Below are 22,945 nucleotides of genomic sequence, written 5' to 3' on the forward strand. Positions count from 1 at the left end.
AGTCAAGAATTGATATGAATATAATGAAAAAGGTCAACGAAGCTTAAATTCGCTGACCTTATTTTTGAAATATTGTATCATCTTCATATAATTTTCGTGTTGCATTTTGTGTTGCATAGGTATATAATACGTTAAGTCGAAGCTGATTTTATTACACATGCAAATAATAAAATATGCAGTAAAAACAAGGGCTTCGAGAAAATGTAGTAAAATAGCGGTTTACGGGAAATGCACCAATACGGGTTCAAATCCTGTTGCCCCGACTGATGATAATAATATAAAGTAATGCTATAAAGTAATGCAGAAGTTTTTCTTGACGAGTGCTTCGGCTTTATGTTAATATCATCTTCAGAGGTTTTATTAAAAATATAAGAGAAATGCACGGATGAGGAATAGTACACATGGACCAGAGCACAGAGAACTGCTGGGAGCTGAGAAGCAGTGGAAGGAAATTGTGGAACTCGCCTTTGAGCAGCTGCCTGAAACCTTCTGAGAGTAGGTGCAGACGGTGTCCACCGTTATATGGAGAGGATATAAGAACGATGACTCGTTCCGTATCCCATGAGTGTATGACGTAGTTCATAAAATAAGAGTGGTACCGCGTAAGATAATAGTATCTTTCGTCTCTTGCAGATAAGTCTGTGGGGATGAGAGATTTTTTTTATGTCAATTTTAGCTGGATCAGATAAATCGTCCGTTTCAGTCCGCTTCAATAAAAACAGGCAGAGGATTTATATTCAATGATCAAAACGGTAAGATTTCAGCCCACAGGAAAAACATAATATTTACATAATGGAGGAAGAGAAAAATGATGAATCCAAGCAAGTATCAGAGACAGTATTTCATGCCGCCTGTTAAATGCATGAAATGGGCAGAAAAAGAATATGTAGACAAAGCACCAATCTGGTGTTCTGTAGACCTTCGTGATGGAAACCAGGCACTTGTAATCCCAATGAGCCTGGAGCAGAAAATTGAATTTTTCAAACTTCTTGTTAAAATTGGTTTCAAAGAAATCGAAGTAGGTTTCCCTGCTGCTTCTGAGACAGAATATGAATTTCTGCGTATTTTAATTGAACAGAATCTGATTCCGCAGGATGTAACTATCCAGGTTCTTACTCAGGCAAGAGAGCATATTATCCGTAAGACTTTTGAAGCTGTTAAGGGTGCTCCCAAAGCAATCGTACATGTATATAATTCCACATCTGTTGCACAGAGAGAGCAGGTATTTAAGAAATCTAAAGAAGAAATCTTAAAGATTGCAGTAGATGGAGCTGCATTATTAAAGAAGCTTGCTGATGAAACAGAAGGAAATTTCCAGTTTGAATACAGCCCTGAGAGTTTTACAGGTACAGAGCCAGAATATGCACTGGAAGTTTGTAATGCAGTTCTTGATGTATGGCAGCCGACAGCTGACAACAAATGTATCATCAACCTGCCTGTAACTGTACAGCACTCCATGCCACATGTATACGCAAGTCAGGTAGAGTATATGTGTGAGAACCTGAAATACCGTGAAAATGTAATCGTATCTCTTCATCCGCATAACGACAGAGGGTGTGGTGTTGCAGATTCTGAGATGGGCTTACTTGCAGGTGCGGACAGAATAGAGGGTACTTTATTCGGAAATGGTGAACGTACCGGTAATGTGGATATCGTCACACTTGGCATGAATATGTATTCCCAGGGAGTAGATCCGAAACTTGACTTCTCCGATATGCCACATATCTGTGAGGTATACGAAGAATGCACAGGAATGAAAGTCAGTGAAAGAAGTCCATACAGTGGTGCCCTTGTATTTGCTGCATTCTCCGGTTCTCATCAGGATGCGATTGCCAAAGGTATGCACTGGAGAGATAACAAAGATCCGGATCACTGGAATGTACCGTATCTTCCAATTGATCCGAAAGATGTTGGCAGAAACTATGACGCAGATGTAATCCGTATTAACAGTCAATCCGGTAAGGGCGGTGTCGGATATATCCTTGAGACAAAATTCGGCCTGAATCTTCCACCGAAAATGCGTGAAGCAATGGGATATGCAACAAAAGCAGTATCTGATCATAAACATAAAGAGCTTCATCCGGATGAGATCTTCAGCCTGTTTAAACAGACATTTGAAAATATTGTGGAACCATACAGTATCAATGAAGTCCATTTCCAGCAGAAAGACGGCGGTATTGTGACACAGGTTACTTCCAGTTTCCAGGGAAAGACGATTACAACAGAGGCTACAGGTAACGGACGTCTTGATGCAGTCAACAACGCATTAAAGAAAGCATATGAGCTGAAATATACACTGGAGACTTATCAGGAGCATGCTCTGGAACGCAGCTCAAGTTCCAAAGCTATCGCTTATGTAGGTATTAAAAAACCAGACGGAACTCTTGCGTGGGGAGCAGGAGTAGATGCGGATATCATCAAAGCCTCTATCGATGCTCTTGTAACAGCAATAAATAATCGATAATCGTTACTTTAAAATGAAAGAAGTAAACGAAATTGATTATATTAGCAGCTCATTGAATGTGAAGTAAGTAACAATTTTGTATTCGTATCTTAGAAAGAAATTCAAAATTCAGATTGACATAAGATAAAAAATATCGGGTACTTGGCAGGATGTGTGATGGATATCCTGCCAAGTATCTTTTTGTATTTTTATATGTACAAAAATCCTTTAAGTACAGGATAAAGTACATTCAAATGGGAAATCCTGAATAAAAATGAGAAAGATTGTATTTAATTAAAATCATAAGCAAAACCAATTGACATAATGCCTGTGTTTACGTATACTAACACCGTGGACAGAAAAGTGTCCTAAAAAAGTATAAATTACATTTTATTATCTCACATCAGGCTAGTGAGAAATGCGCGGAAATATTTTAGAGAAAGAGGTAAAAGAATGAAAGATTTTGAACAGTGGAATGGCTTTAAAGGGAACCGTTGGAAAGAGAAAATCGACGTTCGTAACTTTATTAAGCTGAACTACACACCATATGATGGGGACGATTCCTTCCTGGAAGGACCTACTGAGGCAACAAACAAACTTTGGGGTAAACTTCAGGAACTGCAGAAAGCAGAGCGTGCAAACGGCGGAGTTCTGGACATGGAGACAGAAGTTGTAACCTCTCTGACTGCTTATGGTCCTGGATATATTGATGAAGACCTCAAGAATCTGGAAAAGGTTGTAGGACTTCAGACCGACAAACCTCTCAAACGTGCATTTATGCCATACGGTGGTATCAAAATGGCAGAGCAGGCATGCGAAACCTATGGATACGAAGTAAGTGATAAAATTAAAAATATTTTCAACAACTATGAATTTAAGACTCATAACCAGGGTGTATTTGATATCTACACACCAGAGATGAAAATGGCCCGTCATAACAAGATCCTTACAGGTCTTCCGGACACATATGGCCGTGGACGTATCGTAGGTGACTACAGACGTGTAGCTCTGTATGGTATCGATGCTCTGATCGAAGGAAAACAGAAAGACTTCGCAGCAAGTGACCGCCAGGGTATGAGACGTTACGACTTCCAGCTTCGTGAGGAAATCGCAGATCAGATTCGTGCACTGAAAGGCATGAAAGCAATGGCTCAGGCATACGGTTATGATATTTCCCAGCCGGCTAAAGATGCAAGAGAAGCATTCCAGTGGTTGTATTTTGGATATCTGGCAGCTATTAAGACACAGAACGGTGCTGCAATGAGTGTTGGACGTATTTCCACATTCCTTGATATCTATATTGAAAGAGATCTTCAGAATGGTACTCTTACAGAGTCTGAAGCTCAGGAACTCGTTGACCACATGGTAATGAAATTCCGTATGGTAAAATTTGCACGTATTCCTTCATATAACCAGTTATTCTCCGGTGATCCGGTATGGGCAACTCTGGAAGTAGCAGGTATGGGAATCGACGGACGTCATATGGTAACAAAGAGTGACTATCGTTTCCTTCATACACTGGAAGATATGGGACCGGCTCCGGAACCAAACCTTACAGTACTTTATTCTTCAAGACTGCCTGAGAACTTTAAGAAATATGCTGCAAATATTTCTGTTACAACAAGTTCTATCCAGTATGAAAACGATGATGTTATGCGTCCGGTATGGGGCGATGACTACAGCATCTGCTGCTGTGTATCTGCTACAGAGACAGGTAAAGAGATTCAGTTCTTTGGTGCTCGTGCAAACCTTGCAAAATGCCTTCTTTACGCTATCAACGGTGGCGTTGATGAGAAAACAAAACAGCAGGTAGGACCGGAATACACACCAATCACTTCTGAATATCTTGACTATGACGAAGTAGTTGCAAAATATGACAAGATGATGGACTGGCTGGCTCACCTCTATGTAGGTACTCTGAACATGATCCATTATATGCACGACAAATATTACTATGAAGCAGCAGAGATGGCTCTGATCGATACAAAAGTTGATCGTTCTTTTGCAACTGGTATCGCAGGTTTCTCTCATGTAGTTGACTCTCTTTCTGCTATCAAATATGCGAAAGTAAAAGCTATCCGTGATGAGGATGGAATTACTACAGACTTTGAAGTTGAAGGTGATTTCCCACGTTATGGTAACGATGATGACAGAGCAGATGAGATCGCAACAACACTGCTTTCCACATTCCTTGAAAAACTGAAACATATTCATACTTATCGTGATTCCAAACCAACCACATCTATTCTTACTATTACTTCTAACGTAGTATATGGTAAAGCTACAGGTTCTCTTCCGGATGGAAGAAAGATGGGAGAACCTCTTGCACCTGGTGCAAACCCATCTTACGGTGCAGAGCAGAACGGACTTCTTGCTTCCTTAAACTCTGTTGCAAAACTTGACTATGAAGATGCGCTTGACGGAATCTCCAATACACAGACAATCAATCCGGATGCACTGGGACATAGTAATGAAGAACGTACAGAGAACCTTGTTCATGTACTGGACGGATACTTTGATCAGGGTGCTCATCACCTCAATGTAAACGTATTTGGCAAAGAGAAACTGATCGATGCTATGGAACATCCGGAAAAAGAAGAATATGCAAACTTTACAATCCGTGTATCCGGATATGCTGTTAAGTTCATTGACCTTACAAGAGAGCAGCAGCTGGATGTTATCGCAAGAACTTGCCACGACAGAATGTGATCAGAATGGATGATAAGCAGATGAAAGGTTATGTTCATTCTCTGGAAAGCTTCGGGTCCGTAGACGGACCCGGAGTAAGATATGTGATTTTCTTAAGTGGCTGTGCTATGAGATGCCAGTTCTGCCATAATCCGGATACCTGGAAGCTGAATCAGGGACAGGAGTATACGGCAGATGAACTTCTAAACAAGGCATTGAGATATAAGGGTTACTGGGGAAATAAGGGTGGTATCACTGTAAGTGGTGGAGAACCATTGCTGCAGATTGATTTTTTGACAGAATTGTTTAAAAAGGCGAAGGCAATGGGGATAAATACAACTCTTGATACCAGTGCGAATCCTTTTACAGATAAAGAACCGTGGCATTCCAAGTGGCTTGAGCTTATGAAATATACAGATCTTGTGCTTCTGGATATCAAGCAGATTGATGAGGCGGAGCATATTAAACTTACGGGGCATTCAAATAAGAATATTCTTGAGATGGCGCGTGAGCTTTCAGATATGAAGAAGCCTGTCTGGATCAGACATGTGCTTGTGCCGGGCGGCAGTGACAAGGATGAATATCTTCATCAGCTGGCTGATTTTATTCATACGCTTTCTAATGTGGAGCGTGTGGAGGTGTTGCCGTATCACACACTTGGGAAGTTTAAATGGGAGAATCTTGGGATTCCTTATCCGTTGGAGGGGGTTAATCCGCCACCGCAGGAGAGGGTTGATAATGCCAGGGAGATTCTTGGGGCAATTTAACCGAATAACTTGAAAAAGATGATAAGCTGTTATATGGGTGAGAGGCCTGTATAGCAGCTTTTTTAATTGCGAAGGGGACGCTTGCCAGAAAAAATATTTATTTCTGGCAAGCTGGTGATTGGCAAAATTGAATGAATTTGTATCCCCCCTATGGGCTTGTTGGGGAAGGGACGGTTTGTTATAATTCAGGTCATGATGAATTTGTAATCATAATGTATGGTGCAGGTGAGGGCAGGAAAGCTGTTGGTAACTTGTAAAATACTATTACTGTATAGAATTGAGATTGTTATAGAAAGCGGAGGAAGATATAATTGAAGGATTTATTGTCGGAGATTGAGAGCTATTGGACTACCCGCGCGGAGGGGTATTCTGAGGTGAATCATAAGGAATTGAATGGGATGCAAAAGGGGGCGTGGCTTGAGGTTCTTGAGAGTCAGTTTCCGAAGAAAGCGAAGGAGGAGCTGAAGATTCTGGATATTGGTACCGGACCGGGCTTTTTTCCTGTTATTCTGGCTGGAGCGGGGTATAGGGTTACTGCGGTGGATTATACGCAGGAGATGCTGGATACTGCGAAGAAGAATGCAGGGGAACTTTGCAGGAATATTACTTTTTATAAGATGGATGCGCAGAATCTGGAGTTTGAGGATGATGTGTTTGATGTGGTAATCAGCAGGAATCTGACCTGGAATCTGAAGGAGCCAGAGAGGGCTTATAGGGAGTGGTGTCGTGTTCTGAAGCCGGGGGGAAAGTTGCTTAATTTTGATGCGAATTGGTATGGCTATCTTTATGATGAGGAGAAGCGTCAGTCTTATGAGGAGGATAGGCGGAGTGTAGAGAGTGAGAATCTGGATGATCATTATCTTTGTACGGATATTGACCGTATGGAGAAGATTGCATTACAGATGCCGCTTTCTGCGATTAACAGACCATCCTGGGACAGGAAGTTTCTGAAGGAGAATGGGTTTTCGAGTGTGGCAGTTGATACAGGAATCTGGGACAGAGTGTGGAGTCAGGAGGAGAAGCTGAATTATCATTCTACGCCGATGTTTATGGTTAGTGCTGTGAAAGAAGTGGGAAATAACTGGAATAGTAAAGAGTTAAAGCCGGGAGAGGATGATGCGCAGAATTATGTGGAGAGTTCTCTTATGACTGCACCAGGAACTAAGAAAAATGGTTTTCTGAAGCTTGGAGGAGGGGAGTTTGCTCTTCCTTATACTGTGATCTGTGGAAGTAATCCGGGGAAAACGGTTTTGATTACGGCAGCAGTTCATGCAGGGGAGCATGTGGGAATTCAGGCTGCCATAGAACTTGCAGAGAGTCTGGAGCCTGAAAAAATCAATGGCAGCGTGATTATTGTAAAAACTGTCTGTCGAAGAGAATTTGAGGAACGTGGCGGCAGTATTTGCAAGGAAGATAAAAAGAATCTGAATCGTGTTTTTCCGGGGAATCCGGATGGAACCAGGATGGAACGTCTGGCTTATGCGGTTGTGCAGACATTGCAGAGCAAAGCGGATTTTTATATAGATATTCACAGTGGTGATGATTTTGAAGAACTGACACCGTATATTTATTATGCCGGAAAGGGAGATGCGGATGTTGTTGCTATGTCAAAGAAGATGGCTGAACAGGCAGATGTACCGTATATGGTGAAATCTGATGTAGCTTCGGGAGGTTCTTATAATTATGCGGCGTCCTGCGGAATTCCGAGTGTACTGATTGAGAGAGGACAGATGGGAGGATGGACACAGGAAGAGGTTTATTCTACAAGAAAGGATGTTCATAATATTCTTTGCTGTCTTGGAATTTATGATGAACTCAGAAGCTATAGTACGTATTATCCGATGGAGATTGATGAGATGCGCTATCAGTCTGCAAGCGTATTTGGTCTGTGGTATCCGGAAAAGAAACCAGGAGACCTTATTAAGGCAGGAGAATTTCTTGGATGTACACGTGACTATGAAGGGAATATTCTGGAAAAAAGTTATTCAGATTTAAATGGCGTGATTCTTTATCAGGTTGCCAGTCTTCAGGTATTAAAAGACGGACCAATGATCGCTTATGGTAAATTCAGTTCCAGGAAAGATGAGAGAAAAGAAAAGATTACGAATTACTGGACGAAAAGAAGTGACAGCTTTATGGAACAGAGAAGGGCCGAACTTCACAGTGATATGGCGGATAAGTGGATGAAAGAAATCAGTACTTTTCTTCCGAAAGGGAAGTTGAAAATTCTTGATGTGGGATGTGGGGCAGGATTTTTTAGTATTCTTTTATCGAAACTTGGACATGAAGTTACAGGAATTGATCTGACTCCGGACATGATCACTCATTCCAGGGAACTGGCCAAAGAGGAAGGTGCTTCCTGTACATTTAAGGTGATGGATGCAGAAAATCCAGATTTCACAGACGAAAGCTTTGATGTGATCGTAACCAGAAATCTTACCTGGACGCTGCCAGATGCCGCACGGGCTTACAAAGAGTGGATTCGTGTGCTGAAAACAGGCGGTGTATTGATTAATGCGGATGCCAATTATGGAGCTGATAACTTTGCTGATACAACGAATCTTCCTTCTAATCATGCGCATTTCACAGTTGGGGATGCAATGATGAATGAATGTGAGGAAATCAAACGGCAGCTCCCAATCAGTTCTTATATCCGACCTGCCTGGGATGTAGAAATATTAGGAAAACTTGGGGTAAAGAAATTTTCGATTGATACAGGTATCAGTGAAAGAATTTACACGAAGAAAGATGAGTTTTATAACCCGACACCTATGTTTTTACTTTGTGTGGAAAAGTAGGCAATTTGGAATGAATTTTGGTTGCATTACTGAGAACGGAGTGAACAGTAACCGGAGTGAATAATAACGAATTATTACGTATAGATTTTATTGACGGGGAATAAAGTGACTTTTATACTTAAGATAGATATGGAAATTCTAATATGGTTGTAGCTTTTGATAAGGTCAGGATACATTAACAGTAACCATGCGCAGTACAAATGTTACAAAAATGTAAAAAAAGCTTGACAAAATTAATTATATTAAATATAATTTTCTTATAAATTACAGAAATGTTACGAAAATAAAACTTATAATTAAAAAGCGCAAGGAATGAAAAGTATGAAAGTTCAAAAAAGTTTAAGCCACCCCGGTAAAGAAGAAAAAAAGAAACAATCAGGTGAATCAGTGCGTAGTCTGGCATTGGTTGCAGTTTGTACATGTGTGGCGGTTGCATTTGCGGCAGGCGGCAGAGTGGCAGACTATAATGGGAAAAATAAAGTATATGCTGCTTCGGAGAATGAACAGGAAACTTTTTCTTCACATTCCGCTGGAAATGATATAGTACCTACAGGAATTGCCGGTGTAGTGTCGGGAATGAAGGGTACAACTTTTCATAAGAAATCAGTAACTCGTATTGGAACCTCCTGTGAGCAGGTCATGGTTGGTCAGAGAATCAAAGTGATAGAAGATAATGTTGCAGAATTTGATGTCAGTTCATCAATGGAAAATAAGATAAATGATCTTGATGCGAAGACAATGACACTTTCTGAGAAAGCCCAAATGATGTCTGATGAAGATTATGATACTTTACTGCATATTGTAGAAGCAGAGGCTGGAACGGAAGATATCAAGGGACGTGTTCTGGTGGCTAATGTAATCATGAATCGTACAAAAAATGATGAATTTCCGGATACAGTTACCGAAGTGGTCTGGCAGCGTACCAATGGAGTTCCACAGTTTTCACCAACGTATGACGGTCGTATATATGAAGTGACAGTTACCGATGAAACAAAGGAGGCTGTCAGACAAGCTCTTGAGGGAGTTGATTATTCAGAGGGAGCTCTGTTTTTTATCCAGAAATCTGAGGCTGAGAAACATAATGTTTCATGGTTTGAAAAAGATTTGAAACGATTATTTAAATATGGTGTACATGAATTCTATACATATCCAGACACAGATGAGAATTCAAAGGAATCTTAGATGATGTATTCTGGAGATATGAGTGTATGTAGTAAGTAAAAGAGGTGCAGATAACCATGCAATGGAAAATCTGTACCTCTTTTTCAACCTAGTAATCAATGACAAAAAGAAGAAGCAAAAGAAAAATAATTTAGGATGGTATTTTGTTAAAGCATATGCTATAATGTGTTCAATTGGCAAAATGAATACTTTGGAAAGGCAGGAAATATCATGCAGGTATTATACAAAAGCACAAGAGGAAAAGAAGAAACCGTAACAGCTTCTATGGCTATTTTAAAAGGGCTGTCTGAGGATGGCGGCTTATTTGTGCCAACAGAGATTCCGAAGCTGGATGTTCCGATGGATAAACTGGCAAAGATGAGTTATCAGGAGACAGCATATGAGGTGATGAAACGTTTTCTCACCGATTTTACAGAAGAAGAATTAAAGAACTGCATCAACAATGCCTATGATGACAAATTTGATACAAAAGAGATCGCACCTCTTCATGAAGCAGACGGAGCTTATTTCCTTGAACTGTATCATGGTGCAACGATCGCATTCAAGGATATGGCGTTATCGATCCTTCCGCATCTTATGACTACAGCTGCAAAGAAGAATCAGGTAAATAACGAGATTGTCATTCTTACAGCTACTTCAGGAGATACAGGTAAAGCGGCTATGGCAGGTTTTGCTGATGTTCCGGGAACTAAGATCATTGTATTCTATCCGAAACATGGTGTAAGCCCGATTCAGGAGAAACAGATGGTGACTCAGAAAGGCAACAATACTTATGTTGTAGGAATCACCGGAAACTTCGACGATGCGCAGACAGCTGTAAAGAAGATGTTCAATGATAAGGAACTTGAGGCAGAACTTGATGCTGCAGGATATCAGTTCTCATCTGCAAACTCCATTAATATCGGACGTCTTGTACCTCAGATTGTTTATTATGTATATGCATATGCGTCACTTGTGCGTCAGGGAAAGATTAAAGACGGACAGGAAATCAATGTAGTAGTACCTACAGGAAACTTTGGAAATATTCTGGCTGCTTATTATGCAAAACAGATGGGACTTCCGGTTCACAAATTAATCTGTGCATCCAATGATAATAAAGTTCTGTATGATTTCTTCTGCACCGGAACATATGACAGAAAACGTGATTTTATTCTCACAACTTCCCCTTCTATGGATATTCTGATTTCCAGTAACTTGGAACGTCTGATTTATCGTATTGCAGGTGGCGATGCAAAGAAATGTGCTGAATTAATGCAGTCTCTTACTGCGGGCGGTGAGTATACAATCACAGAGGATATGAAAGCACAGTTAACAGATTTCTATGGCAACTACTGTACAGAAGAAGAGACGGCACAGACAATTGCAAAAATTTTTAAAGAAAGCCATTATGTAATTGATACTCATACTGCAGTTGCAGCAGGCGTATATGATAAATATACAGCAGATACAAAAGATACCACACCGACAGTCATTGCATCCACTGCAAGCCCATATAAATTTACAAGAAGCGTAATGGAAGCTCTTGGAGTAAACGTAGATGGCAAAGATGATTTTGCATTAGCTGATGAGCTGAGCAGCCTTTCCGGAGTAAAACTTCCGCAGGCAGTTGAGACTATCCGTACAGCACCGGTACTTCATGACAGAGTTGTAGATGCTCCGGATATGCCACAGGCAGTAAAAGAGATTCTTGGAATCAAACAAAAAATTAATTAAATTGCGCATTTTATGTTGAAAAAGAGTATATACTAGAGTATAATAAAAAACAGTTAAGAACAGTGAATATCCTGAAATGTGCGAGACCCCTTCTTTTTTTGAACCTACATCGACTTTAACGGGAATCCAACATCGCATACCGGATGTCAGGCCGTCATTACGCAGCGGAAGACAGAAAGCCTGTTGAGGATACCCACCTAGCTACGGCTAGGCGTCAATGGGAAGGGAACGGCATTTCGGGAACTGTAAAAAATGAGCCATGGACAGGCTCTTTTTTATTATTGTAATTTTGCACATGGGAGGTTAGAAACGATGAGTGTTTCTGAAAGAAAATTTGGTGTATTACAGACTGGGGAAACAGCGAAGATTTTTCATCTGGAGAATAATTCCGGGGCATATGCAGAGGTAAGCAACTTTGGAGCACTTCTGGTTAAAGTGTCCGTGCCGGATAAAAATGGTGCCATGACAGATGTTGTACTTGGATATGATGATCTGGCATCTTATGAAGTGAACGGATGCTTTTTTGGTGCAACGATCGGAAGAAGTGGAAACCGTATCGGAGGAGCGAAATTCTCTATTAACGGTAAAGAGATAGTTCTTGCCCAGAATGAGAATGACAATAATCTTCACAGTGGTCCGAATGGATTTGAGAAGAAAATATGGAATGTGGCAGAGATTTCCCAGGATAAGAACAGCATTGTATTCAATCGCATCAGCCCGGATGGGGAGAATGGATATCCGGGAGAATTTGATGTATCTGTAAAATATGAGTTTACAGAAGAAAACGAACTGAAGATTCATTACCAGGGAGTTTGTGATGAACCGACTATTGCAAATATGACAAATCACTCTTACTTCAACTTAAATGGTGAAGGAAGCGGAACTGCCATGGAACAGTATCTTACGATTCATGCGAAATATTATACACCTGTAGCAGATAGTCATTCTATACCAACAGGTGTTTACGAGGAAGTTGCCGGAACTCCTATGGATTTCAGAACTGCCAAGAAGATTGGACAGGATATTGAAGCTGATTTTGAACAGCTTAAATTTACCGGTGGATATGATCATAACTATGTAACAGACAATTATGCAAAGGGAAACAGAAGACTGATTGCCACAGCATACAGTGATAAGAGCGGAATTGCTATGGATGTTACTTCTGATTGTCCATGTGTACAGTTCTATGCTGCTAATTTTGTGAAGAATGAGAATGGCAAGAATGGTCATGTATACAATAAACGAGATGCTTTCTGCCTGGAAACACAGGTAGAACCGAATGCAGTTAATGTGGAAGATTTCCATTCCCCTGTGCTTAATGCAGGAGAGCAGTACGACTCTATGACAAGTTATCGTTTTTATATCAAAAAATAAGTTACATATTGATCTGGTTTCTCTCATATATTTATGTGTGGGTGAGACCAGATTTTTTTATGGGAAATTTGGTGGAGATTTCTTTAGCGAGTTTTTGTATTTGTCATAACAGTAGTTTCATGATATGATATTGGACAAGGATATTCCATTATTAGAATAACAGAATGGAGAAAATTATGGAGAGGAAAAAGGAAAAGCAGTCAGTTATAGGTCTGCTGCTTGGATTTATGGATCGCGTATCCGGAGATCATGTCGGGGCATATGCGACTCAGGCAGCATATTTCCTGATAATGTCTTTTATCCCGTGTATTCTGTTTTTGACTACACTTGTACGATATACACCGTTGACATATAATGTGGTCAGGGATGCGATCATTGCATTTATTCCGGAGAATCTGCAGAGTTTTGTGCTTGGAATCGTGGTGGATGTATATAGAAGAAGTACGGCAATTGTCCCTCTTTCGGCATTCGTTGCACTATGGTCTGCAGGAAAGGGATTACAGTCAATCATAAATGGCCTGAATACGATCTATCATGTAAAAGAAACCCGTAACTGGCTTCTTACCAGAATCTATGCAGTATTTTATACATTATCACTGGTGATTGCATTGATTATATCTTTGCTTATGTTGGTACTTGGAAATGAAATTCAGGCAGCAGTTTCAAAATATGTACCTTTTCTTGGAAGGATCATCGCACGGATATTAGGCGCGAGAGCAATGCTGGTATTTGGCGTGTTGTTTGTGGTATTTCTTATGCTGTATAAAGTTCTTCCAAATAGAAAGGCAACATTTAAGAGTCAGATACCGGGGGCGTTTCTTATAGCGATTGCGTGGTCAGTTTTTTCATATGGTTTTTCTTTTTATTTTGAAATTTTTCCAGGATTCAGCAACATGTATGGGAATCTTGCGACGATTATCATGGTTATGGTATGGTTGTATGTCTGCATGAATCTACTTTTGTATGGCGCAGAGATCAATGCATATTTTGAAAAAGAGTTCAGGCTTGCGCACAGATCGGTGAGAGGACTGATCATTCATGAAAAAGAACGCAGACAGCCAGGATTGTCTGCGCAGGCACCTCTGGAGCCATTGCCTGAGCCGGAGAAGAAAAAAGAAAATGATACTTGACATATTTTTGAGTCTGTGGCATGATTATAAATGTTGATAATCATGAAAAGCATAGAAGGTGTTTATAGGGAATTATTTTCCATCAGAGAGAGGAAGTCATCGGCTGGAAGCTGCCTCAGGTTCAGATATTTCCTGAATTTCCCACCGGAGCTGCATTTCTGAAGTAACAGTAGGAAATGACGTTACTGCGCGTTAAGCAGACCGAGAGCCTGTAGAAGATACAGGAAGCAGGGTGGTACCGCGGATATTTTACTCCGTCCCTTTACGAGGGACGGAGTTTTTTTATATCGTAGGAAATTGCTACGTAATATTCCTTCGATAATAAAAAGCCGTCCGGGCAGGATTGCACTGCGGCGGAGAAGCCTGCAAGCAGGATTTTTTCTTGTGTTCTGAGCAGCATAATATTTGTGAAGAGATATGCTGGATGAACGTAAATTCTTCGGATAGACCTTGCTTATTATAAGATAAAGGAGAAAGAAAAGACATGGATATGAAAGAAAGACTTCAGGAACTGGCTGAAGCAGCCAGAAAACGGATCGATGAATCTGAAGGCCTGGATAAACTGAATGAAGTACGTGTAGCATACCTTGGTAAAAAAGGTGAGCTGACAGCAATCTTAAAAAGCATGAAGGATGTTGCTCCGGAAGAACGTCCGAAGGTTGGACAGCTTGTAAATGAAACAAGAAGTAAAATCGAGGCATTACTTGATGAATCCAAGCAGAAACTGGAAGAAGCAGTTCGTGAAGAGAAGATGAAACAGGAAGTCATCGACGTTACTTTACCTGCAAAGAAAGCTAAAATCGGGCATCGTCATCCGAACACTATCGCTTTGGAAGAAGTAGAGCGTATCTTTATCGGTATGGGTTATGAAGTTGTAGAAGGACCGGAAGTAGAGTATGCAGATTATAACTTTACGAAGCTGAATATTCCGGAAAATCATCCGGCACGTGACGAGCAGGATACTTTCTTTATCAATGATTCTATCCTTCTTCGTTCTCAGACATCACCGGTTCAGGCGCGTACAATGGAAAAAGGCAAACTACCGATTCGTATGATCGCTCCGGGACGTGTATTCCGTTCTGATGAGGTAGATGCAACACATTCTCCGTCTTTCCATCAGATTGAAGGTCTTGTTATTGATAAAAATATTACTTTTGCAGATCTTAAGGGAACTCTGCAGGAATTTGCGCAGGAATTATTCGGACCTGAAACAAAAACAAAATTCAGGCCACATCATTTCCCATTTACAGAGCCAAGCGCAGAGGTTGACGTTTCCTGCTTCAAGTGCGGTGGTACGGGATGCCGTTTCTGTAAAGGTTCCGGCTGGATTGAAATCCTTGGCTGTGGTATGGTTCATCCAAATGTATTAAGTATGTGTGGAATTGATCCGGAAGAGTATACCGGATTTGCATTCGGTGTAGGTCTGGAGCGTATCGCACTTCTGAAATACGAGATTGATGACATGAGACTGCTCTACGAAAACGACATTCGTTTCCTGAAACAGTTCTAATTTATAATAGTTTATTATTCGTAACTGTTCAGTACCTTCACAGTTACGAGTCAAAATCCATTAAAAATCGCCTTCGGCTATGGGATTTTGACTTGTATGTCTCGGGATTTTGGCATGTTCATGCCAAAACACCTCGCGGGATAGTAGACTGCTGAATAGTTACTATTATTCAATAAATATAAGAAGAGGATTAACAAAATGAATACTTCATTATCTTGGATTAAAATGTATGTGCCGGATCTTGATGTGACAGCACAGGAATATACAGATGCCATGACACTGACAGGAACAAAAGTGGAAGGCTTCGAGAAACTGGATGCAGATCTGGACAAGATCGTGATCGGACAGATCGACAAGATCGAGAAGCATCCGGATGCAGATAAACTGATCATCTGCCAGGTAAATATTGGAACAGAGTCTGTACAGATCGTTACCGGTGCTCCGAATGTAAAAGAAGGAGATAAAGTTCCGGTTGTTCTTGACGGTGGACGTGTAGCTGGCGGACATGATGGAAAGAAAACTCCGGGTGGAATCGAGATTAAGAAAGGCAAACTCCGCGGAATCGAATCCTGTGGTATGATGTGCTCTATCGAAGAACTTGGAAGCACAAGAGAAATGTATCCGGAAGCACCGGAATACGGAATCTATATTTTCCCTGAAGATGCTGTTGTAGGTGAAAGCGCCATTAAAGCTCTGGGACTGAATGACGTTGTATTTGAATACGAAATTACATCTAACCGTGTAGACTGCTACGGTGTGCTTGGAATTGCAAGAGAAGCAGCAGCTACTTTTGACAAGAAGTTCTGTCCTCCTGTAGTAGAGTGTAAAGGAAATGATGAGAAAGCTTCTGATTATGTAAAAGTTACAGTAGAAGATCCTCAGCTTTGCCCACGTTACTGCGCAAGAGTTGTAAAGAATGTTAAGATCGGACCTTCACCAAAATGGATGCAGAGATGTCTTGCCTCTAACGGAATCCGTCCAATCAACAATCTGGTTGATATCACAAACTATGTAATGGAAGAGTTTGGACAGCCAATGCATGCATATGATCTGGATACTATTGCAGGAAAAGAAATCGTTGTGCGCCGCGCAAAGAGTGATGAGAAATTCGTAACTCTTGACGGTCAGGAACGTACTATGGACGACCAGGTGCTGATGATCTGTGACGGTGAGAAGGCTGTCGGCATTGCCGGTATCATGGGTGGCGAAAATTCTATGATCACAGACAATGTAAAAACAGTTCTTTTTGAAGCAGCGTGCTTTGATGGAACAAATATCCGACTTTCATCTAAGAGAATCGGACTGAGAACAGATGCTTCCGGTAAATTTGAGAAAGGTCTTGATCCAAATAATGCACAGGCTGCTATTGACAGAGCATGCCAGCTGATGGAAGAACTTGGTGCAGGAGAAGTTGTAGGCGGAATGGTAGATGTCTGCAATGAAGTAAGAGAACCATCCAGAGTTCCATTTAAACCAGAGAAGATTAACGCACTTCTTGGAACAAATCTGACATCGGAAGAAATGCTTGGATATCTTGCAAAAGTAGAACTTACTTATGACGAGAAAACAAATGAAATCGTTGCACCTACTTTCCGCCAGGATATTCATTATGTAGCTGACGTGGCAGAAGAGGTTGCAAGATTCTTCGGATATGATAAGATTCCGACTACACTTCCTACAGGTGAAGCTACAACAGGTAAACTTCCATTTAAGCTTCGTATTGAATCGGTAGCACGTGATATTGCTGAATATTGTGGATTCTCTGAAGGAATGAGTTATTCTTTCGAAAGCCCGAAGGTATTTGACAAATTAAGACTTCCGGCTGACAGCGAGCTTCGTCAGGGAATTGTTATCAGCAACCCTCTGGGAGAAGATTACAGTGTTATGAGAACAACTACTTTGAACGGTATGCTCAGTTCTCTTGCTACAAATTATAACAGAAGAAATAAAGATGTCCGTCTCTATGAGCTTGGTAATGTATATCGTCCGAAGTCTCTTCCACTTACAGAACTTCCGGATGAACGTATGCATTTTACTCTTGGTATGTATGGAAATGGTGATTTCTTTGATATGAAGGGCGTTTGTGAAGAGTTCTTTGAGAAAGTCGGAATGAGAGATAAAATAGATTATGATCCAAACAGTGGTAAGACTTACCTCCATCCGGGAAGACAGGCAAACATGATCTATGACGGAAAAGTTGTCGGATATCTTGGAGAAGTCCATCCTCTGGTAGCTGACACTTACGGAATCGGTGAGAAAGCTTATGTGGCAGTTATCGATATCCTTACAGTTCTTGAGTTTGCAAGCTTCAATCATAAATACACAGGAATTGCCAAATATCCGGCAGTAACACGTGACTTAAGTATGGTTGTTCCGAAAACTGTGCTTGCAGGACAGATTGAGCATGTTCTTACACAGAGAGGCGGAAAAATTCTGGAAAGCTATCAGTTATTCGATATTTATGAAGGAAATCAGATTAAAGAGGGATTCAAGTCTATGGCTTATTCTCTGGTATTCCGTCATCATGACAAGACTCTGGAGGAGAGCGAGATCACAGCGGCAATGAAGAAAATCTTAAATGGTCTGACAGATCTTGGAATCGAGTTGAGAAGCTAATGCTACTTTATGTGTTAAGACATGGGATAACCCAGTGGAATAAACTGAAGAAGGTGCAGGGGGCAGTAGATATTCCCCTAGCACCGGAGGGAATCGAACTTGCCAAAAAGACTGGTGAGGCGTTGAAAGATATTCATTTTGATATCTGTTTTACCAGTCCGTTGACAAGAGCGAAACAGACAGCGCAGTATGTGCTGGGAGATAAAAAGGTTCCGATTATCGAGGATAAGAGAATCCAGGAAATTGATTTTGGAGTTCTTGAAGGAACACGGTTCAAGGATGCACAGGGAAAGATCATCAGTCATGAAATGGAAATCTTTTTTACGGATCCGCTGAAATTTAAGCGCCCGGAGAACGGAGAAAATATTTTCGATATTCTGAAACGAACGAGAGAGTTCTGGCAGGAGAAGATAACAGATCCTGCACTGACAGATAAGACTGTCCTTGTTTCTTCTCATGGATGTGCAGTACGTGCACTGCTTCAGAATATTTATCAGGATCATGAAAATTTCTGGCATGGATGTGTACCGCCAAACTGCAGCATTAATCTTGTTGAAGTGAAGGATGGCAAAGTACGTCTTCTGGAAGAAGATAAGGTTTATTCTGGGATAAACAAGTAAATATGGCGAAACATTCCGGCGGGAAATCTGTTTATGGCACAGGTTTCCCGCTGCTATTATTTATGACAAAAGAACATAGCTTTTTCACTTGTGACAGATATGACATTGTGATATGATAAACGAAAAAGAAGATTGTCTGTAATTTTACGCAAAATTTGCAAATAACCACAGGAGGTGTATTATGGGCAAAAAAATTATGAATACCGTGCTTTTTCTGGCGGTACTTGGTGGGTGTATTGCGATGACTCTGCTGACGGGCAGGGGCTCAGTAAGCACGATGGCTTACAACTTCGCATTTCTTGCCATTATGGCAGTGATTTATCTGGCGGGATTATTCGGCGGGGTGTTCCGAGTGGATGGTATTACACAGGCATTTTTAAGAGGGACGCAAGAACTTACCAGTGTTTTTAAAGTGCCTGGAAAAGCAAAGAGTGAAGATTTGTCATGCCTGAAAGGAATTTTTGATCACAGATATCTGGATGAGAGAATGGATAATTTTATCGATTCTATGGATAAGAATCAGGAAGGTGTCGGAGGAATTGAAGAATATATAAACGAAGATGAAATAGACCTTCATGTACATAAAAAAATTCTGGAAATGGCACCAGATATCTTTACCAGTCTCGGTATTCTTGGTACCTTTATCGGTCTTGTATGGGGCCTGAAGAGCTTTGAACCGTCCAGTTATGAGACAATGACTATGTCTGTTTCTACACTTGTAGATGGTATCAAAGTTGCGTTCCTTACTTCTATATATGGAATTGCATTTGCTCTGATTTATAGTTCCGGAATGAAGAGTGTTTATGCGGGAATGGATGAGAAACTGCAGGGATTTCTGGAAAAGTTTCATATGTATGTTCTTCCCGCTGCTGAGAGTGAGTCAAGAAATCTTATGCTTGCAAGTCAAAAGGTTCAGACAAAGGCTATGAAGCAGATGGCAGAACAGCTTACTTCACAGATGGCGGAGAGTTTTGAAAAGGCAATTAATCCTACATTTGAGAAAATGAATGAATCTCTGGAGATTCTGACAGAGTCTGTAACGAAATGCCAGCAGGATGTCGTACAGGAGATTCTCCGCTCTTTCCTGCGAGAGATGAACAGTTCTTTTAAACTGCAGTTCAAGGACTTTAATGAGTCACTTGTACAGCTGAAAAAGGCGCAAAAAGAGAATACAGATTACACTACAAATCTCTACCAGGCAATGAGTGAACAGTTAAATGAATCTTATGCAAGACAGAATGAATCTATGAAAGAAATCGTGGATGAACTTGGCAGGATTCAGGGACGTTATATGTCAACTGCGACAAGAATCACACAGGATAATCAGGAAATCCAGAAACAGCAGCAACAGGATTACCAGCATATTTCAGATTACTTGAAGGAAGCAGAGAAATCTTCTGCCAAGTTCTGGGTTGCCTGCAATCAGACTATGCAGAAATATGTAGAGACTGCAACGCAGGGAATGGAAAAGATTTCTGCAGCAAATCAGGCAGGAGAGGATGTGCTTAAGGCAAATCAGAAACTGGTTGAGGAACTGGATGCAAAATTGCAGGAGTTTATTTCTTATCAGAAGATGACATATCAGACTATGGAAGAAGTGCGCAGACTCTTTGCTGATATTTCTGTTCAGAAAGAAAACAGTAATATATATCTTTCTGAAGGAAGAACAGGTCAGGGAGCAGTGCAGAAAGAATCCATGGAAGAAGTACGAAAACTGCTTGAGGAACAAGGTGAACGCCAGGAAGCGCTTCTTGAAGAAATGAACAAGAATATGAAGAGCATTTCCAAAAATCAGAAAGGTAAATTCAGTTTATTCAGATAAGAAAAGGAGAGAATTATGCGCAAAAGAAAGAAATCAGATGACAGCGGATTTAATGTCTGGCGATCTTATTCTGATATGATGGCCGGCGTGCTGCTCCTTTTCATCCTGATCATGTGTGTGACACTTTTTCAGGCACAGAAAAGTTATAATGAAAGTATTAAAGAAAGAGATGATAAAATTGCTCTTCAGGAACAGTATACTGCAGAAATCCTGGCGCAGCAGAATGAGCTGGATGAAAAAGACAGTCAGTTAAGTTCTCAGGATGAACAGCTTGACAAACAGAAAAAACTTCTGGCTGAGCTGGCTGCGCAGCTGAAAGAACAGCAGGCTACACTGGATAAGCAGCAGTCAGATCTTGATGAAAAAACATCTCTTCTTGCCACACAGCAGAAAAAGATTGACAATATTATCGGTGTAAAAGCCGATGTTATTGAAGCATTGCAGAAAGAATTTTCCAAGAATAATGTCAGTGTTGATATAGATGCGCAGACAGGAGCTCTTACATTGAATGCAAATGTAATGTTTGACTATGACCAGTCAGAACTTACGGATGAGGGTAAGGCAGAACTTGCAAATATCCTGCCGATTTACTGCAAGGTACTGTTGCAGGATGATTATAAGAAGTATCTGGCTGAGATTATTATCGATGGATATACAGACACAGATGGTGATTATGATTATAACCTGGAGCTTTCCCAGAAACGTTCTCTGGCTGTCGCGCAATATCTGACGGAAATTCAGGGGAATTTCTTAAGTCCTGATGAAATTTCAGATTTGCAGAATTATCTAACAGTAAATGGACATGGTTCTGCAAATCCGGTTCTTGACTCTAAGGGAAATGAAGATAAGAATGCATCAAGACGTGTAGAGGTAAAATTCCGTCTGAAAGATGATGAAATGATCAGTGAACTGGATCAGATCATGAATGCAGATTCTGCATCTGATTCTGATTCTACAAAATCCAGCGGCAATTAAGCTGCTGGATTTTTTGGTATCGAATAATTTTACCAATAATATATCACATTTTTGAGAAAAAATATGATATGATAAGAAGGTACGCGGTCATTATGATTTGATTTTAACCGAATTAAGTAAGTCCCCTGCGGAGGTTGCAAAGAGCAATAAATGCAGTAGTTATTCGGTGTTGAGCTAAGTAGCGGAAATGGATGATTTTATCCGATTGAATCAAAGCAAGTAGCAGAAGCAACTAAAGAAATTCACTTGCAGTGAAATTGTCGAATGAATTAATGATACGCTGTACCCAACATAAGAAAAAAGGAAGAGGAAGATAAGCATGTCTTTAAAAATTGGAAGAAATGATCCATGCTGGTGTGGAAGCGGTAAAAAATATAAAAAATGCCATGAAGCATTTGATGAGAAAATGGAAATGATGAAGCAGAAAGGATATGCAGTTATTGATCATAACCTGATCAAGACACCTGAGCAGATTGAAAAAATCAAAGAGAGCTGTAAGATCAATATTGCAGTTCTTGATTATGTTGCAGAGCATATCGGACCTGGTGTCTCAACAGAAGAAATTGACAGATGGGTGCATGAAGAAACCGTAAGACACGGAGGAATTCCGGCACCTCTTGATTACGAAGGCTTTCCGAAAAGCGTTTGCACTTCTGTAAATGAGGTTGTGTGTCATGGAATTCCGGATGAAGAGCAGATTCTGAAAGAGGGGGATATCATCAATGTAGACGTATCTACGATTTATAATGGATACTATTCTGATTCATCCAGAATGTTTTGCATTGGAAAGGTAAGTCCTGAAAAAGAAAAACTTGTCAGAGTTACCAAGGAATGCGTTGAACTTGGAATTTCACAGGTAAAACCTTGGACACCGATTGGAAATATGGGAAGTGCTGTTCACAAACATGCGGTAGAAAATGGATTTTCTGTAGTAAGAGAAATCGGCGGACATGGCGTGGGACTCGAGTTCCATGAAGATCCGTGGGTAAGCTTTGTTTCAGAAGAAAATACAGGTGCTCTGATGGTTCCTGGAATGATGTTTACGATAGAACCGATGGTAAATATGGGAAGTGATGAGATTTATACAGATGAAATTGACGAGTGGACAGTACGAACAGAGGACGGACTGCCGTCTGCACAGTGGGAGGTAACGGTTCTGGTTACAGAGACCGGTTGTGAAGTGATCTGCTGGTAACTATACTTACATTTTACAAAATGGTAAATTGTATAAATCTGCAAAAAAGTATTGCAATATGACAATTGATATAGTATAATCACAACTGTTGTGAAAAAAGATGGTCCTCTGT

15 protein-coding genes, 1 other RNA gene and 2 other annotated features are annotated in these 22,945 nt (G+C 40.6%); all 16 genes read left to right on the forward strand.

What is annotated here, in order from left to right; all coding sequences use genetic code 11:
- Positions 1–373: 373 nt before the first annotated feature.
- Positions 374–631, forward strand: a binding site (T-box leader).
- A gap of 177 nt (positions 632–808) precedes the next feature.
- Positions 809–2,464, forward strand: coding sequence for a 2-isopropylmalate synthase (locus WKT11_RS03315; RefSeq protein ID WP_181977649.1), 1,656 nt, complete (start codon positions 809–811; stop codon positions 2,462–2,464).
- A gap of 432 nt (positions 2,465–2,896) precedes the next feature.
- A complete protein-coding gene (gene pflB / locus WKT11_RS03320; protein ID WP_117674583.1) occupies positions 2,897–5,152 on the forward strand; it encodes a formate C-acetyltransferase in 2,256 nt (751 codons plus the stop codon).
- Positions 5,153–5,157: 5 nt separating this feature from the next.
- A complete protein-coding gene (pflA, locus tag WKT11_RS03325; RefSeq protein ID WP_242986689.1) occupies positions 5,158–5,898 on the forward strand; it encodes a pyruvate formate-lyase-activating protein in 741 nt (246 codons plus the stop codon).
- Between the two features lie 311 nt (positions 5,899–6,209).
- Positions 6,210–8,696, forward strand: coding sequence for a methyltransferase domain-containing protein (locus WKT11_RS03330; RefSeq protein ID WP_117674582.1), 2,487 nt, complete (start codon positions 6,210–6,212; stop codon positions 8,694–8,696).
- Positions 8,697–9,017: 321 nt separating this feature from the next.
- On the forward strand, positions 9,018–9,878 hold the full coding sequence (locus WKT11_RS03335; RefSeq protein ID WP_181977648.1) for a cell wall hydrolase: 861 nt from the start codon (positions 9,018–9,020) through the stop codon (positions 9,876–9,878).
- Positions 9,879–9,900: 22 nt separating this feature from the next.
- Entirely contained in the window at positions 9,901–10,134 is a 234-nt protein-coding gene (locus WKT11_RS03340) for a hypothetical protein (RefSeq protein WP_117674580.1), read from the forward strand.
- Entirely contained in the window at positions 10,089–11,591 is a 1,503-nt protein-coding gene (gene thrC, locus WKT11_RS03345) for a threonine synthase (protein ID WP_117674579.1), read from the forward strand. Before WKT11_RS03340 ends, thrC begins: the two co-directional genes overlap by 46 nt.
- Positions 11,592–11,656: 65 nt before the next feature.
- Positions 11,657–11,838, forward strand: a non-coding RNA gene (gene ssrS / locus WKT11_RS03350) — 6S RNA.
- 65 nt (positions 11,839–11,903) lie between these two features.
- Positions 11,904–12,965, forward strand: coding sequence for an aldose epimerase family protein (locus WKT11_RS03355; RefSeq protein WP_117674578.1), 1,062 nt, complete (start codon positions 11,904–11,906; stop codon positions 12,963–12,965).
- Positions 12,966–13,141: 176 nt separating this feature from the next.
- Positions 13,142–14,095 carry a YihY/virulence factor BrkB family protein gene (locus WKT11_RS03360; RefSeq protein WP_117674577.1) on the forward strand — a complete coding sequence of 318 codons (954 nt, stop codon included), beginning with the start codon at positions 13,142–13,144 and terminating at the stop codon, positions 14,093–14,095.
- A 43-nt stretch (positions 14,096–14,138) separates the two neighbouring features.
- Positions 14,139–14,360 (forward strand) — a binding site (T-box leader).
- A gap of 225 nt (positions 14,361–14,585) precedes the next feature.
- Positions 14,586–15,605 (forward strand): phenylalanine--tRNA ligase subunit alpha, encoded by a 1,020-nt coding sequence (pheS, locus tag WKT11_RS03365; RefSeq protein ID WP_117674668.1) that lies wholly within the window; start codon positions 14,586–14,588, stop codon positions 15,603–15,605.
- Positions 15,606–15,803: 198 nt separating this feature from the next.
- Positions 15,804–18,221 carry a phenylalanine--tRNA ligase subunit beta gene (pheT, locus tag WKT11_RS03370; protein WP_117674576.1) on the forward strand — a complete coding sequence of 806 codons (2,418 nt, stop codon included), beginning with the start codon at positions 15,804–15,806 and terminating at the stop codon, positions 18,219–18,221.
- Positions 18,221–18,841 carry a histidine phosphatase family protein gene (locus WKT11_RS03375; RefSeq protein WP_117674575.1) on the forward strand — a complete coding sequence of 207 codons (621 nt, stop codon included), beginning with the start codon at positions 18,221–18,223 and terminating at the stop codon, positions 18,839–18,841. Before pheT ends, WKT11_RS03375 begins: the two co-directional genes overlap by 1 nt.
- A gap of 181 nt (positions 18,842–19,022) precedes the next feature.
- Positions 19,023–20,663 (forward strand): MotA/TolQ/ExbB proton channel family protein, encoded by a 1,641-nt coding sequence (locus tag WKT11_RS03380; RefSeq protein ID WP_118135942.1) that lies wholly within the window; start codon positions 19,023–19,025, stop codon positions 20,661–20,663.
- 15 nt (positions 20,664–20,678) lie between these two features.
- Positions 20,679–21,638 (forward strand): OmpA family protein, encoded by a 960-nt coding sequence (locus WKT11_RS03385; RefSeq protein WP_117674573.1) that lies wholly within the window; start codon positions 20,679–20,681, stop codon positions 21,636–21,638.
- Between the two features lie 319 nt (positions 21,639–21,957).
- The gene (locus tag WKT11_RS03390; protein WP_117674572.1) at positions 21,958–22,833 is read left to right on the forward strand and encodes a methionyl aminopeptidase; all 876 of its coding nucleotides are present in this window, start codon (positions 21,958–21,960) and stop codon (positions 22,831–22,833) included.
- Positions 22,834–22,945: the final 112 nt, after the last annotated feature.

Source organism: Blautia sp. HCN-1074, from assembly GCF_037890165.1.
Lineage (GTDB): Bacteria > Bacillota > Clostridia > Lachnospirales > Lachnospiraceae > Blautia_A.